Raw genomic sequence first — 19,650 nt, 5'->3', positions numbered from 1 at the left:
CATGATTTTTATTCAACTCATATTCGCACATTTATTGGGAGATTTTATTCTTCAGCCGGATTCATGGGTTGCAGAGAAAGAGAGCAGAAAGCTGAAAAGCGGCTATTTGTATATTCACGCGCTGATTCATACTGTTTTAAGCTTTATTTTCTTATGGAATACAGAGCTTTGGTGGATCGCATTAACTGTTGGGGTTTCACATCTGATCATTGATGCTGCCAAACTGAGTTTTCAGACGGTTAAAAATAAAAGAAACTGGTTTTTCATCGATCAGGCACTGCATGTCCTGGTGATTGCCGGAATTTCTTTTTATCTGAACGAATTTAATTTTGAATTTTTAAAAAATAAAGAACTCCTGAAAATAGTCGCAGGTGCTGTGTTTCTAACGATGCCGGCTTCGGTTTTCATCAGGATCTTATTATCATCCTGGACGCCTGTTCCGGAAACGGCAGGTAATATACAGACCGAATCTTTATCGAGTGCCGGAAAATATATAGGGATTCTTGAGCGTTTATTGGTTTTCACATTTATTATAGTAAACCATTGGGAAGGGGTAGGTTTCATGGTGGCGGCAAAATCTGTATTCAGGTTCAGCGACCTGGCACAGGCAAAACAAAGGAAATTAACAGAATACGTGCTGATCGGGACTTTACTGAGTTTCGGAATGGCGGTTCTAACGGGAATTTTAATTAAGTAATATAAATCTAACTAAAAAGTAATTTCAGAAAATGGAAAAGAAAGAAATGTTGTACGAAGGTAAGGCAAAACAGGTATTTGCTACCGATAATCCTAACGAAGTAGTGGTACGTTTCAAAGACGACGCTACCGCATTTAATGCTCAGAAGAGAGGATCTGTAGATCTTAAAGGAGAAATGAACAATGCCATCACCTCTCTTATTTTTGAATATTTAAATGAAAAAGGGATTAAGACTCATTTCATTAAACAACTGGACGAAAGAGAGCAATTGGTAAAAAAAGTATCGATCATTCCTTTGGAAATGGTGGTAAGAAACTATTCCGCAGGAAGCATGGCTCAGAGATTAGGCGTAGAAGAAGGAATTAAATCTCCGGTTACAATCTTCGATATCTGCTACAAAAAAGATGAGTTGGGAGATCCGTTGATCAACGATCACCACGCTGTATTCTTAGGAGCGGCTACTTATGAGGAGCTTGACGAAATGTATGAATTAACTTCAGACATCAACGAAATCCTGATCGACCTTTTCGATAAGATGAACATCATCCTTGTAGATTTCAAAATCGAACTTGGAAAAACGGCAGACGGCGAGATCATCCTTGCAGACGAAATCTCTCCGGATACGTGCAGACTTTGGGACAAAGACACCATGAAGAAACTGGATAAAGACAGATTCAGAAGAGATCTTGGTGAAGTTACCGAAGCTTATGTGGAAATCCACAACCGATTGAAAGCTGTTCTTGGCAAGTAAATAAAGTACAGATTAACGGATGCAGGATTTAACATAATATTACATTCTGCATCTAATATATATCTGTCAACATAAAATCTAGATTAGAAAAAATAGAATGAAAAGTTTAGACATTCATAAAAGTGAATATTTAAAACAATTTGAAACCCAGACCTACGGACGAAATCTTTTCAGAACGCAGGAAGAGGAGAGACTGGATGCCCCGAACGAAGAGTGCGGGATCTTCGGAATGTATTCTGATGATGATCTGGATACGTTTTCCCTTTCGCAGTTCGGGCTTTTTGCTTTACAGCACAGAGGCCAGGAAGCGTGCGGTATTTCTGTTTTAAAGAACGGAAAAATCACCAACATGAAAGATGAAGGGCTGGTTTTGGATGTTTATAAAGAGATCCCGGATCCGGAAACTTTTATGGGAAATTCTGCGATCGGACACACACGTTATACGACAGCAGGAGACAAAAAGAAATATAATTTTCAGCCGTTCTTCGCCAAAAACGAATACGACCAGATTATCCTTTCCATCGCGCATAACGGTAATCTTACCAATGCCAAAGAGCTGAAAGCAGAACTGGAAGCAGAAGGAGTTGTTTTCAGAGCCACTTCGGATTCTGAGGTAATTTTGAGACTGATCCAGAAAAATCTTGATCTTGGCCTTCGTGGAGCGATTAAAGCTACAATGGACAAAATTGAAGGAGCTTATTCCGTCGTGGGAATGACGAGAAATAAATTCTTCGCTTTCAGGGATTTCAACGGAATCCGTCCTTTGGTTCTCGGAGCCATCAATGAAAATTCTTACGTTGTTGCTTCTGAATCCGTAGCTTTGGATGCGGTGGGTGCACAATATGTACGTGATATTTTACCGGGCGAAATCATTTATACCAATGAAAATGAGCCGGGTAAACTTAATTCGTATATGGTGGACGAAGAAAAAGGAAAGCAGAGAATCTGTTCTTTTGAGTACATCTATTTCGCTAGACCCGATTCTTCTCTGGAAAACATCAACGTTTACGAGATCAGGGAAAAATCAGGGGAAAAGATCTGGCATCAGGCTCCGGTAGAAGCAGATGTGGTAATCGGTGTTCCTGATTCAGGAGTTCCGGCTGCTATCGGATTTGCGAAAGCATCAGGCATTCCTTTCCGTCCTGTTTTGATCAAGAACCGGTACATCGGAAGAAGCTTTATTGTTCCTACCCAGGAAATGAGAGAAAGGGTAGTAAACCTGAAACTGAATCCGATTATTTCAGAAATTAAAGATAAAAGAGTAGTCATTATCGATGATTCCATCGTAAGGGGAACAACTTCCAAAAGGCTGGTGAAGATTCTGAAAGATGCGGGTGTAAAAGAAATCCACTTCAGAAGTGTATCTCCTCCGATCATTGCGCCTTGTTATCTTGGAATTGATACACCTTCCAAAGATGATCTTATTTCTGCAAATATGTCTACTGAGCAGCTGAGAGATTACCTGGGAGTAGATTCTCTTGAATTCCTGAGCGTAGAAAACCTGAAGGAAATTTTAGGTTCTGCCAACCACTGCTTCGGATGCTTTACCGAACAATATCCTGTAGAAAAAGGAGAAGAGATTGAATTATTTAATTAAAATTTTTAGTTTAAATAAAACAAAAACCGGGTTTCATTGAAATCCGGTTTTTTTATATAATCAAAATCAGATTAGAATTTATAAACAACTCCTACCTGAAAAACGTTGGTTCTTACAGCATCACTTTGATTGTTTTCTATAATATTGGTAAGTCCGGCAACATACCGTGCCGTAAAGCCGAATCCCTGTTCGAAATAATATCCGGCACCTAATCCGAGACCAAAGTCAAATCCTTTGTATAATCTTGTTGCATCCACAGATCCGGTGTCATCTTTGATCTTTTTGCTGATCGCAAAGCTGAATTGGGGACCGGCTTCAAGATACAATGTAGGAAGAATGTTATACTGAATCATTACAGGAACTGAAATATTATCAAGATTTAGCCTTATACTAGAATTGTCCTTGTTTTTTGCACCCATTCCGCTATATAATACTTCCGGCTGTAAACTGAAAGCACTTGCTACGGGAATATTGGCAAATACACCTCCGTAGATTCCTGCCTTAGCTCTTGCATCATCAGAACTGATGGTAGCCATGTTTAGTCCTGCTTTAATTCCGAATCTAACAGGCAGGGTAGAGGAAGCATCATGTTCCTGAGCGAAAGATAATATACCTGCCGCTAAGGCAAATCCCAAAAAAAGTTTTTTCATAGTTATTATTTTAAAGTTTATTATAAAGTCCTGCAATTTAAGAAAAATAGTAAGCATCGTAAAAAATCAAAAAGTCAGGCTCCATCATGAAACCTGACCTTTCTATTGAAATTAAAATTTGTTTAGAATTTATAATTAAGTCCTAATTGGAATACCCTGTTGGTATTAACGTTTTTCTGTGCATCGGTAGCCGCATCAGAATTATCATAGATATGCGTTAAGCTGTTTACGTATCTCGCATTGATTCCCAGGTTTTTTGTAAAGTAATAACCCAGACCTACACCGAAACCAAGATTGAACTTTTTGATATCATCTTTATCGATACTTTCCGAAGCGGAAACGGTTTGAGTGGTGGTTGTACCCGAAGTGGTTGTGGAAATGGTCTGTTCGCCTTTATTTTTTCCGTCGACAAAATAGCTTACTTCCGGACCGGCTTCCACATAGAAATTATCTGCCGGCTTCATCTGAAGCATTACAGGAACAGAGATGTAATTCAGCGTGGTGCTGTAGTCTCTTTTGGTTCTTACGGTTGTTGTTCCGCTGGTCACTTCATTATCCGTTACAACACTTTTTGCACCCATCTGGTTGTACAAAACTTCAGGCTGTAAGGCAAATTTTTCAGATAACGGTACGTTTACGAAAACACCTGCATTAAATCCGATTTTCTGGTTTTTGGCTGTAAGCTGCTGTTCGCTGAACTGTGCCGCCGTTGCAGCACCCTTAATACCGAATCTTACAGGTTCTTTCACCTTCATTGGAGGAATTGGAGCTGGCGCCGGTTTAACTTCCTGTGCAAATACCATAGACGCAGCAGCTACTGCCATTCCTAAAAATAACTTCTTCATAATTTTACATTTAAATTTTACTATTGTTGATTGCCTGATAATTCAAACAGGCATGAATTATTTTACAAAATGCTTGCCATTAAAGCCCACAGTGAAAATATATTGGAATAGAATTGAGATAATCCGCTATTACTTATATGCTAAGCATGGGATTTAATTAAGAAAGAGAGAATAAAAAATAAAGCTCAGCTTCAAACGCTGAAGCTGAGCTTTTATTGAAATCAAAATTGTTTTCTAAATTTTCAGCTTCTTAGAATTTGAAAGCTAAACCAACTTGGAATACGTTGTTACGTGTAGCATCAGATCCATTTGGTCTGTCTTTAGCAATGTCACTTAGACCAGCTACATATCTTGCAGTGATTCCGATATTATCTGTGAAATAATAACCAGCACCAATACCTAAACCAAAGTTGAAAGTATTTAAATCATCTTTGTAATTTCCTGTCTCAGTTAAAGTATCATTATTTGTCTCATTCTTAACCTTGTTTTTAGCACTTACTAAGAAACCAAATTCTGGTCCTGCCTCAACATAAAAATTAGGTACGAAATTATATTGGAACATTACTGGAACAGCAATATAATCTAAATGTCTTGATCTTGAGTATCTATTTCCTAGTACAACTTGATCATATTTATCTCCATATTGAGTATATAAAACTTCAGGTTGAATATTAAAAGATGTTGCTACAGGAATAGTTGCAAATACACCTGCATTAAAACCAATTTTTGAACCTTGATCCTCTAGTGAAGCATCTTTAGATAAAGAAGATACGTTCATACCACCTTTAATACCGAATTGTACGGGGCTAGCTGATGAAGACATTCCTGTCGTATTCTGTGCAAATGCCATTGAACCTGCTGCAAGTGCCATTCCTAAGATTAACTTTTTCATAACTTTAATTTTTTTAATTTTTACTATTTTTCTAATTCTAAATTTTACTACTACCAACTCTGTATTTTGAATTGACGGAAGGGATCTTTCAAATTGCTTGCCAAAAAGAAAAAGTATGATTAAAGTCATTAAATTGAAAAGTAGACACATACCTTAGTTTAATATGTAATACCCTGAAATACAAATAAATATACTTTAATTTAACCGAACTGTTTAGAAATGATCTAAATTGAAAATTTTACTGAAAAAGTATGAAAAATAGGATTTTAAGCTCTTAAAATTTTCTAAACATCCATAAGTTTTCTGTAAAATTCCAATGCTTTTACGATGTTTTTTTCACTGCACTGATGATCAAATACACAGGTCCCAATTCCTGAGATCAGGGAGAAATTAATATTACGGTCCGTATTTTTTTTGTCGTTCCATAGAAGGGCAAAAATATCTTCATCCTTAAAATCGCTGATATCAAGGTAAGGGTAGTACTTCTGTATATTTTCGATAACGATCCTGCAATCTTCCTCCGAAATCAGTTCTTCCAGATGAGCCAGATATGTTTCGGCAATCATTCCCATGGCTACCGCTTCACCGTGTAGTACAGGATTTCCCTGTTGCAGGCACAGGCTTTCAACAGCATGGCCAATGGTATGGCCAAAATTCAGCGTCTTCCGGATGTTTTTCTCCTGGAAATCTTTATTGACTACTTCCTGCTTAATATTCATGGATGTTTCAATATGAGGAACAACGCTTTCAGCATCCGGTTTGGTGATCTGCGTGAGGTTTTCCCAATGTATCCGGTCGGCAATCAGCCCATGCTTCAGCATTTCGGCAAACCCGCTTCTGAGTTCTTTAAAAGGCAGGGTCTCCAGGAATTTAGAATAAACGAAAATCTTTTCCGGAAAAGTGAAGGTACCCACCATATTCTTATAATGCATCAGGTCGATCCCTGTTTTTCCGCCAATCGACGCATCGCACATGGAAAGAAGGGTAGTGGGTATATTGATAAACTGAATCCCTCTTTTATAAGTAGATGCCACAAAACCTCCCATATCCGTAATAACACCGCCGCCAAGATTAATCACCAAAGCTTTCCGGTCCGCCTGCATTTCCGTCAAGATTTCCCACAGCTGGTTAGCCGTCTGTATATTCTTCATCTCCTCACCGGCCTCGATCTCCAAGATTTCAAAGCCAAGATCCGTTTCCATATTTCCCAGGAGGACCGGGAGACAGTATTCATGAGTATTTTCATCAACCAGGATAAAAATCTTACTGAACGATTTTTCATGAAGGAGGTCGTTCAGCTGGGAAAAATTATCGTTTAATAATGTTATCATTTTCAGTTTTTCTGTAGGGTTAATTGTGAAACTATATAGCAAAGTTATGATTCTTAATTTTTAACTCGTTGCTAAATGTACTATCTTTGCAAAAATATTTTAGAATGAGCAGAGACAATAATTCAGGAAAACCCAAAAGACCAAGAACTTCAACAAGAAATAATTCTGATGATTCTCGCGCTTCCAGATCCGGAAATTCCGGTTCTAAACCTTTTAAAAAATCCTTCCCTAAAGCAGGAGAGAGAAATTCTGATCATAAGGGTTCCAATACAAGATTCGAAAAGAAACCTTTTGAAAGAAGTTCGGAAAGTTCCGATTCCGGAAGAAAAGATACCAGCTATCAGGCCCGGATGGATAAGAAATATTCCAAAACCGAAAGAGAGCCTTATATTACCACCGAAGGGGAAGGTAAAAAAACATTCGGAAAACCGGCTCCCAAAAGAGGGGGAAAAAGTTTCGATACCCGTGACAAGTATGAAAGAGGCAGCCTGAAATACGGAAAAAGGCCTTCTCCTGACGGCGACGACAGACAGGATAAAGCAAAATCTTTTGTACAGAAAAGAAGACTGAACAAAATTGATAAAGACGTTCATAAAGATACAGTACGTCTGAATAAATATATTGCCAACTCAGGAATCTGCAGCAGGAGAGAAGCTGATGAGCTGATCACCCAAGGCCTTGTAGAAGTAAACGGGAAAGTGGTAACCGAAATGGGATATCAGGTTCAGAAAACGGATAAAGTGGTTTTCGACGGACAGAACATCACGCCTGAAAAACCGGTATACGTTCTATTGAATAAACCGAAAGGCTATATTTCTACTACCAAAGACGATAAGGCAAGAAAAACGGTAATGGATTTAGTGGCTAACGCTTCACCCTATCGATTGTTTCCGGTGGGAAGGCTAGACCGTTCTACAACCGGTGTTATTCTTTTAACGAATGATGGACACATGACGAAGAAGCTTACGCATCCGTCTTTCGATGCAAAGAAAATCTATCATGTAACCTTGGATAAAAAATTAACGCACGAAGACATGAAGCTGATTGCAGAGGGAATCCGTCTGGATGAAGGAGTAGCGGTGGTCGATCAGATTTCATTTATCGAAGGCAAGCCGAAGAACGAAGTGGGCATCGAGATCCATATCGGCTGGAACCGGGTAATCAGAAGAATCTTCCAGCGTTTAGGTTATGAAGTAGAAGCGCTGGACAGGGTAATGTTTGCAGGATTAACGAAGAAGAACATCAAAAGAGGACACTGGAGAATCCTTACGGAACTTGAAGTGAACAATTTAAAAATGTTATAAAACAAAAGAGACTTTTTCAAGTCTCTTTTTTAATTTTTTATGGCGAAGATAAATACCGTCCAGAAAATGGTAAACACAATACTGATCCATAAGATTCGGGTGCCGTATTTCCGGTCGCTTTCTTTAAAGTAGTATATTCTCTCTCCGTTGGGAAGCTGTTTCCTAAGAGTAAGAATCGCAATTGCAATTCCGTAGCTCGCCAATAACAGCAATCCCCAGGCTAAGGAAAGAATACATCCGGTAACGGCAAGGATGTATCCTACGATAATATAATTTCCTACTTCTTCCGGATTTTCATACTCATTTTTCAGAGAATCAAGGCGGGCCTGATGGAGCCTTTGCAATTCCTGTTCGGAAACGTTTTGACCTCTTTCCTGTAGGATCTTTTTGGCAGCTTCATAGTCAAACTCATTCCATTCATCTCTTTTAAAAAGAATTTCTTTGAGCTCGGCATCAGAGTAATCGTATAAATAATAATCTTCGGGTATTTCAAATCCTGCAGCGTAATAGTCTGAAACAGCCTGATTCGCCATTTCGAAATCCATATCCGAGATCAGAATCTGATATTGCAGTTTACCGGGATTATTTACAAAGCTGGGATCAAAATCTTTTTCATTATCAATAATCCTGTAAACAATAGAATGTTGATCCAATATCGAGGTGATCTCCTCAATAATGCTTTTGTTGCTGCTGGTCCTGAAAAACTTTCCATTACCCTAAAACCGTAACGCCTTTCTGGATCATCTCGTAGATGGCATCTCTTCCGTTGTCAGGCTTTACATTGACGGCGCGTGTTCCGTTGAAGTGTAAGCAGGTAACATAACCGCTGTTTACAGCATCAATGCAGGTAAATTTTACACAATAATCCATCGCAAGACCAACAATTTCTAGCAATTGAATATCGTGGAATTTCAGAAAATCATCAAGACCGGTTTTCATAAAATGATTATTGTCCTGAAAACCGCTGTAGCTGTCGATTTCTACATTTTTACCTTTCTGTACGATATGGGTTACCTTGTCCCGGTTCAGGTCTTTATGGAATTCGGCACCGAAAGTACCCTGGATACAATGATCCGGCCACATAAACTGCGGCACGCCGTTCAGGATAATGCTTTCACCTACTTTTCTGCCATTATTGCTGGCAAAGCTTTTATGATTTGCAGGATGCCAGTCCTGCGTCAGTACTATCTGGTCGTAATCGTTTTCTTCCATCAGGGCATTGATGTAAGGGATCACCTCATTGGCTTCAGGAACCGCTAAGGCTCCGCCCTCACAAAAATCATTCTGCACATCTACGATGATTAACGCTTTTTTCATATTTAATTCTTGAATTTTCGATAAATTTACGAAAACTAAGCCTCAAAAAATTATCCAAATATCGATTATCGGACAAATCGGCATCATAATAAAATCCTGAACCGTTTATCTGTTCTTTATCCAGCAGCAATAGCTTATCTTTGTACAAAATAATTATTTTATGTCATTTGAATCGTTGGGACTTTCACACAATATTATCCATTCTGTAAAAAAATTGGGTTATCTCAAACCTTTTCCGATTCAGGAGCAGGCGGTACCGGTGATTTTACAGGGCAAAGACCTGATGGGAATTGCACAGACCGGTTCCGGTAAAACAGCATGTTTCGTAATGCCGGTTTTGGAGAAACTGCAGAATGCCGAGGTTAAAAAAGACCGGAATGTTCAGGTTTTAATCTTGGTTCCCACGAGAGAATTGGCTATCCAGATTGATGAGGTATTTAGGGCTTTTACAGATAATTTAAAGCGTGAAATCCGTACCATGGCGGTTTATGGCGGTGTATCCATCAATCCGCAGATGAAAGGGCTGTTCGGAGTGGAAGTTCTCATCGCAACGCCTGGCCGTTTGCTCGATCTTATTGACCATAATGCATTAAGTATTTCCGGAATAAAGCATCTGATCGTAGATGAAGCGGATAAAATGTTTCAGTTGGGTTTCGAAGAAGAGCTGAATAAACTTTTTGCCCTCATGCCGGTAGCTAAGCAGACCACTTTATTTTCCGCAACATTAAATGATAAGGTGGCCGAAATTAAAGAGCGCCTCGCTATTAATCCGACCCTTATCGAAATTAAAAAAGAAGACGTTGAAATCGACAATATTGAACAGCTGGCTTACCATGTTTCCCCGGAAAGCAAAGGTCCTTTTTTACGATATTTAATTAAAGAAAAGAAAGTGGAAAAGGCTCTGGTCTTTGTTTCTTCCACGAGATCTGCCGATAACCTGGTAGAAAAGCTTAAGAAAAATAAAATCAAGGCGGTTGCCATCCACAGCCAGAAATCGCAGGGGGCACGAAGAAATAATTTGGAAGAATTTAAAGTAAACGGTGCACAGATTCTGGTAGCCACAGACCTTATCGGCCGCGGAATCCACATCGAATCTCTGCCCTGCGTGATCAATTACGAACTGCCCCGTTCGCCCTTGGATTATGTCCACCGTATCGGAAGAACGGGCCGTGCGAATGAAAAAGGAACTGCCATCAGCATTTTGACGGATGACGAACTGCAGCACTTCCGGGTGATTCAGAAAAAGATGGGCCGGAAAGTGCCTTTGCAGCGAACCGAAGGATTGGATCTGCACGGATATTAGGATTTGTGACTGGCTGGAAGAAGGAGTTTGAGGCGGGAAGTTAATCTATGTATATACTATAGAGCTGATACTTGGTCTTTAAAATATTTACAATCTGATTAAAGCTAAAAAAATTAAAATCCTTCAGCGATTAATGAGCTGCAGAAATTCTGAAATTTTCGGTATTTTTACGAAAAACTAGTAGATGGCATGGTCTATCCAGAGACAGCCGACCGGATTTATGAAAGAATTTACTATCGTCCGCGGATTATTCGACACCAGAAAAAGGTCATTGATTATTAATGAAGATTTTATCAGGTTTGAAAATAAAGATCTTAAAAATGATCTCTATTCAGTTATTGATAAAAAAGATATCACCGGGATACGCTACGGTATACATTTTATTGAAGGTTACCGTTTTACCATCGGTAGAGAATACCAGATTTTTATCCGCCATGTTTCCGGCAGAGAACTTAAAATTTTCTTTAAACTTTTTTACAGAAGAAAACTCAGCCAAAAGCATCAGCTGTATGCAGACATCATCGATTCGTTATGGGATTATTTTTTAATTGACATTCTGAATAATTATGAAAAAAAATTGCTAAATAACAAATTATTCAGCATTGCAGGCATTGAAATTGCTGGCGATAGAATTAAATTTAATAAAAGTGAAATCCTGTTTGAAGATCTGGATTTGAAGCAGTATTACCATTATTTTATGGTATTTTCGAAAAGGAATCCACACAATAATAAAATGCTGTATTATCTGAAGGACCAGGATGCCGTGATCTTACTCAATTTACTAAACAACATCATTAAAAAATGAGTGACTTGGAACAGAAAAAATTCCCGATAGGCCGATTCGAAGAACCCGAAAGCATCTGCGACATCAGGCTGGATGAATACATTAAAATCATTAAAGATTTTCCAGGTAAGCTGAAAAACCTGATCGAGCATTTTACCGACGACCAGCTGGATACCCAGTATCGGGAAGGAGGCTGGACGGTACGGCAGCTTGTCAATCATCTGGCAGACAGCCACATCAACAGCTTTATGCGTCTAAAGCTGGCGCTTACGGAAGAAAACCCGACGATAAGACCATATGATGAAACCAAATGGGCCGAATTACAGGACAGCCTCAGCATGCCCGTAAAGCCGGCGATGAGAATGCTGAAAGGAACCCACCAGCGTTGGACGGTCCTGCTGAAGAGCATGACCAACAGGCACTTTGAAAGAACTTTTCATCATCCGGAACATCACAAAAATTACAATCTGCGAAGCTATCTTGCGCTGTACGCATGGCACTGCAACCACCATTTTGCCCACATCGAAAACCTGAAGAAAGAAAAAGGTTGGTAAAGAAAAACCTGCATCATCCAACCGACTTTGAGGAAATTACCAGGCGAATTTCCCGTCTCAATAAAAATTCCCCAGGAAAATGGGGAAAAATGGACGTATGCCAGATGATGAGGCACTGCAGCTGTGTCCTGAAAATCCCGCAGCAGAAAATCATGCTCCCGCGGATTAACCTCTTATTCCGGATCATCGGAATTACCACAAAAAAGGAAATGCAGCTTTTCAACAACGGAATTCCGCGAAATATGCCGACATTTCAAAAACTTATTATTAATTTTGAATGTGATTTCGATGAAGAACAGCAGAATCTATTGAAAACGCTTGATGATTACCTGGTTCATTTCAAAAACGGCAGCCTGCCGGATCATCATGTACTTTTCGGAAAAATGGAGGAAAAAGACTGGGGTTTTTTGGAGTACAAACATCTCGATCATCATTTAAAACAGTTTAACGTATGAGTTTTTTTGATAAAATATTCGGAGGAAAGGAAAATGCACCGGAGCAGAAATCTTTCTGGAACAAAATAGAATCTGAAGAAGATCTGCAAAAGGCGATTGAACGCTCTTTCGATCATAAGATCGCTATATTCAAGCATTCCACCAGCTGCTTTATCAGCAAAACCGTGTTGAGGAATTTTGAAAAAGAAGCGGAAAACCTAACTGGCAAGGCAGACTTGTATTATCTTGATCTGCTGGCACACCGTCCGCTCTCCAATAAGATTGCGGAAGATCTCGGAGTAATCCACCAAAGCCCGCAGCTGATCGTTATTGAAAACGGAAAAGCCGTAAACAATGCTTCCCACCAAAGTATTTCTGTAGACCAACTTTCATAATGAAGAATATAAATAATTATTTAGCAAAAGTACTGAATGTTCCTTTGGAGCGAGTAAACATGTGCAGCCTGTACTATGAAGCAAAAAAGGTGCAGAAAAACCAGTTTCTGTTGCAATACGGTGAAATCTGCAGATATATTTATTTTGTGGAAAAGGGACTTCTGAAAATGTATTCGATCGATAAAAACGGAAAGGAGCACATTATCCAGTTTGCACCTGAAAGCTGGCTGATTTCCGACCGGAGCAGCCTTTACTTTAATGAAAAATCGGTTTACTATATCGAAGCTGTAGAAGATTCTGAAATTCTAATGCTGCCTCCCGATTTCATCAATAAATTGATTGAAGGATTCCCAATCAGTCTTGAGCAGAGTGATATTCTTCTGCAAAAACATATCAAAAGCCTTCAGGACAGGATCAATTCTTTATTGGCTGAAACCGCAGAGGAACGATACATGAAATTCATTAAAATGTATCCGGATCTCCTGCTGAGGGTTCCGCAATGGATGATTGCTTCCTATCTGGGCATCACACCCGAGAGTTTGAGCCGCGTGAGAAAAGAACTCGCAAGAAAAAATTTCGTTCCGGACAGTAAATAACCGGAACGATCTCATTTTATAATATAAATTTAACTGGAGATAACAATTCAGGCACTTAATTCTGATTACAATTCTTATTTTGATTTAAATATTAATAAGTCAGACGATTTATATCAAAATTTAAATATTTTCAGTATGTTAATCTCCTTGGCTTTTTCTAAATAATTTTATTTTCCTTTTGTTATAACATAATACAGTATAACAGGGCATTTCAGGTGATAAAATTAACAGATTTAAAAAACCATTTCTCACTTTTTACATTTATTAAAAAATTAAATATCTGCTGAAAAAATTCTCGATTTTAGAAACATAAAGTTTTATAATTAAGCATTTTACGATGTATGATCATAATCATAAGAAGGTAAGGAATTATTGCCTATCTTTGAAGATCACACCACTTAAAATATAAAATTATGAAATTGGCAACATTATTTGCAGTTTTGGGATTGCTAATCCTGAGCTGTGAAAAAAAAGAGACTTCTCCTCCTTCCGATACTTCGGATCCAATGGAAGTCACCGATCAGACGTCAGCAGCACCCATGTCATCAGATACAATTCCTGCAGCAGACAGTACATCCCGATCAGGCAGTACCGGATCCGACACTACCAAAACAGCGCAATAAATTTACGGTTAAATTTAGACCCGTCCTAGAAAAGATGGGGTTAATAGATTCATGGTTTGGAATTGTTTTCACGAAAAGAAAACAATATCCTTATGATGATATAATTGCAAAATTAATACGATTAAAATTCCGTTAAATTTATCTTAAAGCCTATATTAAATGCTAGATGTTCGATAACGGTAAGATTCACATTATCCGACGTATGTAGCAGTGTTTACTATTCGCATTCATCATTTACTTACTATCCAATTTTACTTTTACTAAGGATGCTTGAAATTACTAACACTAAAACAGCTAAATATGATTATCAAGGAAGAACTCTTGCATTCTGTAGGAGCAACCATAAAACAGTACAAGCCTGCTGAAATTATTTTCAGCGAAGGAGATCCGCCTAATTATTACTATCAGATCATCACAGGTGAGGTAAAACTCAATAACTATAATGATGAAGGAAAAGAAATCATACAGACCCTTCTTGAGGACGGGCAGTGCATAGGAGAATCTTTACTTTTCATGGATAAGCTTTATCCGATCAATGCGATTGCATTAACGAACTGTAGAGTTCTCAAGCTGCCGAAAAGCAACTTTTTCGAACTGCTGAAAATGTATCCCGATATTAGCTTCGACATGAACAGGCTGCTTTCTCAAAGGCTTTATTTTAAACTCATCATGGCTCAGAACTTATGCACCCAAAGCCCAATGGCCAAGCTTAAAGTGCTGATGGATTATCTGAAAAGTTCCCAAAAGGAGCAGGCCCCCTATTCATTTATGATTCCTCTTACGCGGCAGCAGATGGCCAGTCTTACAGGCCTGTGTGTAGAAACGGCGATAAGAACCATAAAAACAATGGAAAGAAACAAAATTTTACAAATTAAAGACCGCAAAATTTTGTATTAATTTCTTAAAAGCATGGTCTTTTTTTTGCACGAATCTGAAAAAATATATTATGAAAACGATAAGCTGCATGAATATCGATCCCGGTATTTTGTACTCTTTCGGCGGAGAGGACAAACACTACAAGACGGGCGATATCATTTACAAAGAAGGTGATCATGCACTTTATTATTATCAGATTACAAAAGGAAAGGTAAAGCAGAATAATTTTGATGAGGAAGGAAAGGAGTTTATCCAGAATATTCTGGGCGAAAACCAGAGCTTTGGAGATCCGATGCTTTTCCTGGAAAAATTTTATGTCATGAACGCCATCGCTTTAACCGCCGTTGAATTAATAAGACTGCCGAAGAAAAACTTTCTGGAGCTTCTGGAAAAGAACCCGAAAATTTCTATGGAAATGAATGCCTGCCTTTCGCAAAGGCTTTATTTCAAATCGCTGATGCTGCAGAGTTTCTCTTCTCCAAATCCGATGGTAAGGCTCAAAGGTCTGCTGAATTATCTGAAAAGCTACCATGATAAAGAGTGCGAACAGTGCTTCCAGGTAGAACTTACGCGGCAGCAGATTGCCAACCTTACGGGCATGCGGGTAGAAACGGTCATCAGGGCCCTGAAAAAAATGGAAAAGGCAGGAACCATCAGGATCGAAAACCGGAAAATACTGTATTAATTATGAGAAACATGACTCCGGTCATAAAATGGTGAATTATTCCATTGTAAATTTGAGTAGATAATTCATCCATATTACTTTAAAGCCTCGTTTTGAGGGGCTGATATTTATAATCTTTTAACCGAAAATCAAAACCTATTGCTGTCTAATACTAGTCACGGCCGGCAATACCTATCACTTAATATTAACATAAAAAAAACAGTTATGAACACCAGAAATTCAGGAAATCGTAGTTCAAGAGGAAATTCGAATTCTTCAAATAACCTTGAAGAAATTTACCAGCTAGGTTACGACCACGGGTACAACGATGCACAGAATGAGGACGAATATAATGATGACTTCTCAGATTATGAAGATTATTTTGAGGACGAGTATGATGATGGGGATTATGACGATTATGAAGATGATGACTACGACGACGAAGACTATGATGATGAAGATTATGACGATGAGGATGACGAAGATGACAACAGAGGCCGTGGACGAGGCAGAGGAAATAACGGAAACCAGCAGCGGGATAACCAGGGTAGATTTACTTCTGGCGGCGGCAGAGGCGGTTCACAGGGAGGATCCGGAAGAGGTTCCAACTCAGGAAGGTCAGGCTCAGGTTCCGGCAATAGAGGCAGGTCTTCTTCAGGAAACGGAAGTTCAAGAAGAGGCTTTGCATCAATGAGTAAAGAAGAGCGTACAAGAATCGCCCGAATGGGTGGCGAAGCTTCCCATGGAGGCAGAAGAGGTTCTTCGGGTTCAGGCTCAAATTCAGGAAGATCCGGCGGAAGAGGCAATTCCGGCTCAGGATCTGGTAACAATGGCGGTTCAGGTCGAAACTCCAATTCCGGTTCCGGTAACGGAAATTCAAGAAGAGGTTTCGCTTCCATGAGCAAGGCAGAACGTACGAGAATAGCACGTATGGGCGGCCAGGCTTCGCACGGAGGCGGAAGATCTTCAGGTTCGGGAAGATCCGGATTTGGAGGCAGACGTAATAATTCATAATTCTTTTTTCACGATTACCTCTTTATCAATAGGTAAAGAGGTAATCTTTTAAACCAAACACCACAATCACATTATGGCAACCAAAACATCAGAAAATAAAGATAACAACAATACGGGAACTACCGGTAACGCTTCCGCATCGGCAGCAAAAAATACAACGGCCGTAGATAACGCAAATGTAAACGCAAATGAAATGAAAAGCTCTCCGCTTCATAAATTCTTCGTATCCGCACTGAAAGACGTCTATTTTGCTGAAAACGCGATCATCGACGCACTGGAAAAAATGCAGGAGGCGGCTACCACCGAAGAGCTGAAAGACGCTTTTGAGGACCACCAGCTGCAGACTAAAAAACACGTCAGCCGTCTTGAAAAAGTCTTCAGGCTGATCGATGAAACTCCTGAACAGAAAGAATGCAAAGCGATTAAAGGCATCATCGAGGAAGGAGAAGAAATCATCAAGTCTACCGAAGAAGGATCCATGACGCGTGACGCAGCACTTATTATTGCTGCCCAGAAAGTCGAGCATTACGAAATTGCTACCTACGGCGGCCTGGCTCAGCTGGCCATCACCATGGGACACGATAAAGCAGCGGATCTTCTCGAAAAAACATTACAGGAAGAAGAAGACACGGATTACAATCTTACCGAAATTGCCGAAACCTACATCAATTTTGATGCGGAGCAGGAGGATTAAATTACAGAAAGCCATACAGAGTTTTCTGTATGGCTTTTTTCAAAACCTGACCAACAAATCTGAAACAATAAGACTATAGCATAGAACACTACTTTTTACCATCATTAACAATACTGGAAATTTAACACCAACACAAAATATCAGAATTATGAACGACGACAAACCCAACAATGAAAAGCTGGACCAACTGGAATCGCATGCCACCTCTAACGAGAACACAAAACTTACCACCAACCAGGGGCTTAAAATCAGCAATAACCAGGACTCCCTGAAGGCGGGAGACCGTGGGCCGACGCTGATTGAAGATTTCTTTTTCAGGGAAAAAATGACGCATTTCGATCATGAAAGAATCCCGGAAAGAGTAGTTCATGCCCGCGGATCGGGTGCCCATGGGGTTTTTAAATTAAACAAAAGCTTAGAAAAATATACCAAAGCCAAATTTCTGACGGAAGTAGGAAAAGAAACGCCGGTCTTCGTGCGCTTTTCTACCGTAGCAGGAAACAGAGGAAGTACGGATCTTGCGAGAGATGTAAGGGGATTTGCCGTAAAGTTTTATACAGATGAAGGAAATTATGACTTAGTAGCTAACAATATTCCGGTATTCTTTATCCAGGATGCCATCAAATTCCCGGATCTTGTTCATGCCGTAAAGCCGGAGCCGCACAACGAAATTCCTCAGGCGCAGTCGGCACACGATACCTTCTGGGATTTTATTTCTCTAATGCCGGAGAGTATGCACATGATTATGTGGCTAATGAGCGACCGGGCTATCCCGAGAAGCTACAGCAGGATGGAAGGCTTCGGGGTACATTCCTTTAAATTCGTTAATGATGAAGGAAGAATGCACTTTGTGAAATTCCACTTCAAACCAAAATTAGGCGTTCACTCCGTTGCATGGGACGAAGCCCAGCGAATCTCCGGCGTAGACCCGGATTTTCACAAAAGAGACCTGTGGGAGTCTATCGAAAACGGAATGTTCCCGGAATGGGATTTCGGCGTACAGCTGATTCCTGAAGAAGATGAAGATAAATTCGATTTCGACCTGCTCGATCCTACCAAAATCGTCCCTGAAGAAGAGGTGTCGGTAGAATTGGTCGGTACCCTTACTTTAAACAAAAATCCTGAGAATTTCTTCGCAGAAACCGAGCAGATCGCTTTTCACCCGGGACACGTCGTTCCCGGAATCGATTTCAGCAACGATCCGCTGCTTCAGGGAAGACTCTTTTCCTATACCGATACCCAGCTGATAAGACTGGGCGGACCGAATTTCCATGAGATCCCGATCAACAGATCCATTAAAACGGTTCACAACAACCAGCGAGACGGATACATGAGACAGCAGATTCCCAAAGGCAGGGTAAGCTATGAGCCGAATTCCATCGGAGGAGGCTGCCCGTTTCAGTCGATGATGTCGGAAGGAGGATACGTTTCTCACCAGGAAAGAGTTTCCGGACCGAAAATCAGACAGCGGAGCGAAAGTTTCGTGGACCATTATTCGCAGGCTAAACTGTTCTACAACAGCCAGGCAGCCTATGAACAGATGCACCTCCAGAATGCCCTGATCTTCGAACTTTCTAAAGTAACGATTCCTGCCATCAGGGAAAGAGTCGTAGGCCAGCTGAATTTTATCGATAAAACCCTGGCACAAAACGTTGCCAGCAAAGTAGGTGTTCAGGTAACGGAACTTGAATTTCCGAACCAGAGTATTCCGGCAGATGGCAGCCAGCAGGATCTTCAGAGTGAAGAAAGAGAAGCCCACACCAAAATTTCCGAAGCGCTGAGCATGGAAAATACGGTAAAAGATACCATCAAAGGCAGAAAGATCGGCTTTATTATGGCAAACGGCGTCGATGCGTTAAGTGCGCATGACCTTAAAACGGCACTGGAAAGCAAAGATGCTGTTGTGGAAATCATTGGTCCGAGTATGGCCCCGGTGACCACCAACGACGGATCTCAGCTGATACCCAAGCATTCCCTTACAAGTATTGCCAGCGTGGCTTTCGATGCGCTCTATATTGCCGCAGGAGAAGATTCTGTAAAAGAGCTGATTACTGCCGAAAACAAACCTCATGTTCTGAATTTTATTAATGAAGCTTACAAACACTGTAAAGCCATTTATTTCGGGGAAGGATCGGAACCATTGTATATGAACAGCAATGTGAGCCTTAAAAGACACGTAGATCCTGCTATTGTTTCCTGGGAAGATGAAACGCCGGAAAACAAATTCATCGATGCCATTGCACAGCACAGGGTATGGTATCTTGAAATGGAAAGAAATATCCAGGACTAAATCAGTAAAACAAATCACCTTCACACCACTAAAATAGTA

The 19,650-nt window shown here is 40.0% G+C and carries 22 protein-coding genes; 16 read left to right on the top strand and 6 right to left on the bottom strand.

Going from position 1 to position 19,650, the window contains the following annotated elements; all coding sequences use genetic code 11:
* The first annotated feature begins 1 nt into the window (after position 1).
* The 3 genes from QE422_RS12525 to purF all read left to right on the top strand — a co-directional run bounded on the left by QE422_RS12525 (position 2) and on the right by purF (position 3,045).
* Positions 2 to 697: a DUF3307 domain-containing protein gene (locus QE422_RS12525; RefSeq protein ID WP_307458807.1), complete on the top strand. Its 696-nt coding sequence runs from the start codon at positions 2 to 4 to the stop codon at positions 695 to 697.
* A 31-nt stretch (positions 698 to 728) separates the two neighbouring features.
* The gene (gene purC / locus QE422_RS12520; RefSeq protein ID WP_295212289.1) at positions 729 to 1,448 is read left to right on the top strand and encodes a phosphoribosylaminoimidazolesuccinocarboxamide synthase; all 720 of its coding nucleotides are present in this window, start codon (positions 729 to 731) and stop codon (positions 1,446 to 1,448) included.
* Between the two features lie 97 nt (positions 1,449 to 1,545).
* On the top strand, positions 1,546 to 3,045 hold the full coding sequence (gene purF / locus QE422_RS12515; RefSeq protein WP_307458802.1) for an amidophosphoribosyltransferase: 1,500 nt from the start codon (positions 1,546 to 1,548) through the stop codon (positions 3,043 to 3,045).
* 71 nt (positions 3,046 to 3,116) lie between these two features.
* Here purF and QE422_RS12510 read toward each other — a convergent pair whose 3' ends face one another.
* The 4 genes from QE422_RS12510 to aroB form a co-directional block, all read right to left on the bottom strand.
* Positions 3,117 to 3,695 (bottom strand): porin family protein, encoded by a 579-nt coding sequence (locus QE422_RS12510; protein WP_307458799.1) that lies wholly within the window; start codon positions 3,693 to 3,695, stop codon positions 3,117 to 3,119.
* A gap of 122 nt (positions 3,696 to 3,817) precedes the next feature.
* Positions 3,818 to 4,540, bottom strand: a complete 723-nt coding sequence (locus tag QE422_RS12505) for a porin family protein (protein WP_307458798.1) — start codon at positions 4,538 to 4,540, stop codon at positions 3,818 to 3,820.
* A 250-nt stretch (positions 4,541 to 4,790) separates the two neighbouring features.
* Positions 4,791 to 5,432, bottom strand: coding sequence for a porin family protein (locus QE422_RS12500; protein ID WP_307458795.1), 642 nt, complete (start codon positions 5,430 to 5,432; stop codon positions 4,791 to 4,793).
* A gap of 284 nt (positions 5,433 to 5,716) precedes the next feature.
* On the bottom strand, positions 5,717 to 6,763 hold the full coding sequence (gene aroB, locus QE422_RS12495; RefSeq protein ID WP_307458792.1) for a 3-dehydroquinate synthase: 1,047 nt from the start codon (positions 6,761 to 6,763) through the stop codon (positions 5,717 to 5,719).
* A 104-nt stretch (positions 6,764 to 6,867) separates the two neighbouring features.
* On the opposite strand from aroB, the gene QE422_RS12490 reads away from it, so the two are divergent.
* Positions 6,868 to 8,067, top strand: a complete 1,200-nt coding sequence (locus QE422_RS12490) for a pseudouridine synthase (protein WP_307458789.1) — start codon at positions 6,868 to 6,870, stop codon at positions 8,065 to 8,067.
* Positions 8,068 to 8,096: 29 nt separating this feature from the next.
* On the opposite strand, the gene QE422_RS12485 is transcribed toward QE422_RS12490, so the two are convergent.
* Both QE422_RS12485 and pncA read right to left on the bottom strand, forming a co-directional pair.
* Complete coding sequence (locus QE422_RS12485; RefSeq protein ID WP_307458787.1) at positions 8,097 to 8,720, bottom strand: hypothetical protein; 624 nt, start codon at positions 8,718 to 8,720, stop codon at positions 8,097 to 8,099.
* Between the two features lie 58 nt (positions 8,721 to 8,778).
* Positions 8,779 to 9,384: a bifunctional nicotinamidase/pyrazinamidase gene (gene pncA, locus QE422_RS12480; protein WP_307458785.1), complete on the bottom strand. Its 606-nt coding sequence runs from the start codon at positions 9,382 to 9,384 to the stop codon at positions 8,779 to 8,781.
* A gap of 160 nt (positions 9,385 to 9,544) precedes the next feature.
* Between pncA and QE422_RS12475 the strand changes: the two genes are divergently transcribed.
* The 12 genes from QE422_RS12475 (at position 9,545) to QE422_RS12420 (ending at position 19,611) form a co-directional block, all read left to right on the top strand.
* Positions 9,545 to 10,687 (top strand): DEAD/DEAH box helicase, encoded by a 1,143-nt coding sequence (locus QE422_RS12475; RefSeq protein WP_307458783.1) that lies wholly within the window; start codon positions 9,545 to 9,547, stop codon positions 10,685 to 10,687.
* 184 nt (positions 10,688 to 10,871) lie between these two features.
* The gene (locus QE422_RS12470; protein ID WP_307458780.1) at positions 10,872 to 11,492 is read left to right on the top strand and encodes a hypothetical protein; all 621 of its coding nucleotides are present in this window, start codon (positions 10,872 to 10,874) and stop codon (positions 11,490 to 11,492) included.
* On the top strand, positions 11,489 to 12,025 hold the full coding sequence (locus tag QE422_RS12465; protein WP_307458777.1) for a YfiT family bacillithiol transferase: 537 nt from the start codon (positions 11,489 to 11,491) through the stop codon (positions 12,023 to 12,025). Before QE422_RS12470 ends, QE422_RS12465 begins: the two co-directional genes overlap by 4 nt.
* A complete protein-coding gene (locus tag QE422_RS12460; protein ID WP_307458774.1) occupies positions 11,965 to 12,480 on the top strand; it encodes a DUF1569 domain-containing protein in 516 nt (171 codons plus the stop codon). Before QE422_RS12465 ends, QE422_RS12460 begins: the two co-directional genes overlap by 61 nt.
* Positions 12,477 to 12,854 (top strand): bacillithiol system redox-active protein YtxJ, encoded by a 378-nt coding sequence (gene ytxJ, locus QE422_RS12455; protein WP_307458772.1) that lies wholly within the window; start codon positions 12,477 to 12,479, stop codon positions 12,852 to 12,854. The genes QE422_RS12460 and ytxJ overlap by 4 nt, the downstream gene beginning before the upstream one ends.
* Positions 12,854 to 13,450, top strand: coding sequence for a Crp/Fnr family transcriptional regulator (locus tag QE422_RS12450; RefSeq protein WP_307458770.1), 597 nt, complete (start codon positions 12,854 to 12,856; stop codon positions 13,448 to 13,450). The genes ytxJ and QE422_RS12450 overlap by 1 nt, the downstream gene beginning before the upstream one ends.
* A 413-nt stretch (positions 13,451 to 13,863) precedes the next feature.
* Positions 13,864 to 14,073 (top strand): hypothetical protein, encoded by a 210-nt coding sequence (locus QE422_RS12445; protein WP_307458768.1) that lies wholly within the window; start codon positions 13,864 to 13,866, stop codon positions 14,071 to 14,073.
* Positions 14,074 to 14,373: 300 nt separating this feature from the next.
* The gene (locus QE422_RS12440) at positions 14,374 to 14,970 is read left to right on the top strand and encodes a Crp/Fnr family transcriptional regulator (RefSeq protein ID WP_307458765.1); all 597 of its coding nucleotides are present in this window, start codon (positions 14,374 to 14,376) and stop codon (positions 14,968 to 14,970) included.
* A 49-nt stretch (positions 14,971 to 15,019) separates the two neighbouring features.
* Entirely contained in the window at positions 15,020 to 15,634 is a 615-nt protein-coding gene (locus QE422_RS12435; protein ID WP_307458763.1) for a Crp/Fnr family transcriptional regulator, read from the top strand.
* Between the two features lie 204 nt (positions 15,635 to 15,838).
* On the top strand, positions 15,839 to 16,627 hold the full coding sequence (locus QE422_RS12430; RefSeq protein ID WP_307458761.1) for a KGG domain-containing protein: 789 nt from the start codon (positions 15,839 to 15,841) through the stop codon (positions 16,625 to 16,627).
* A gap of 73 nt (positions 16,628 to 16,700) precedes the next feature.
* A complete protein-coding gene (locus QE422_RS12425) occupies positions 16,701 to 17,321 on the top strand; it encodes a ferritin-like domain-containing protein (RefSeq protein ID WP_307458756.1) in 621 nt (206 codons plus the stop codon).
* 148 nt (positions 17,322 to 17,469) lie between these two features.
* Positions 17,470 to 19,611: a catalase gene (locus QE422_RS12420; protein WP_307458753.1), complete on the top strand. Its 2,142-nt coding sequence runs from the start codon at positions 17,470 to 17,472 to the stop codon at positions 19,609 to 19,611.
* Positions 19,612 to 19,650 lie beyond the last annotated feature (39 nt).

The organism is Chryseobacterium sp. SORGH_AS_0447 (genome assembly GCF_030818695.1).
GTDB lineage: Bacteria > Bacteroidota > Bacteroidia > Flavobacteriales > Weeksellaceae > Chryseobacterium.
This window is presented reverse-complemented; position numbering and strand designations above follow the sequence as displayed.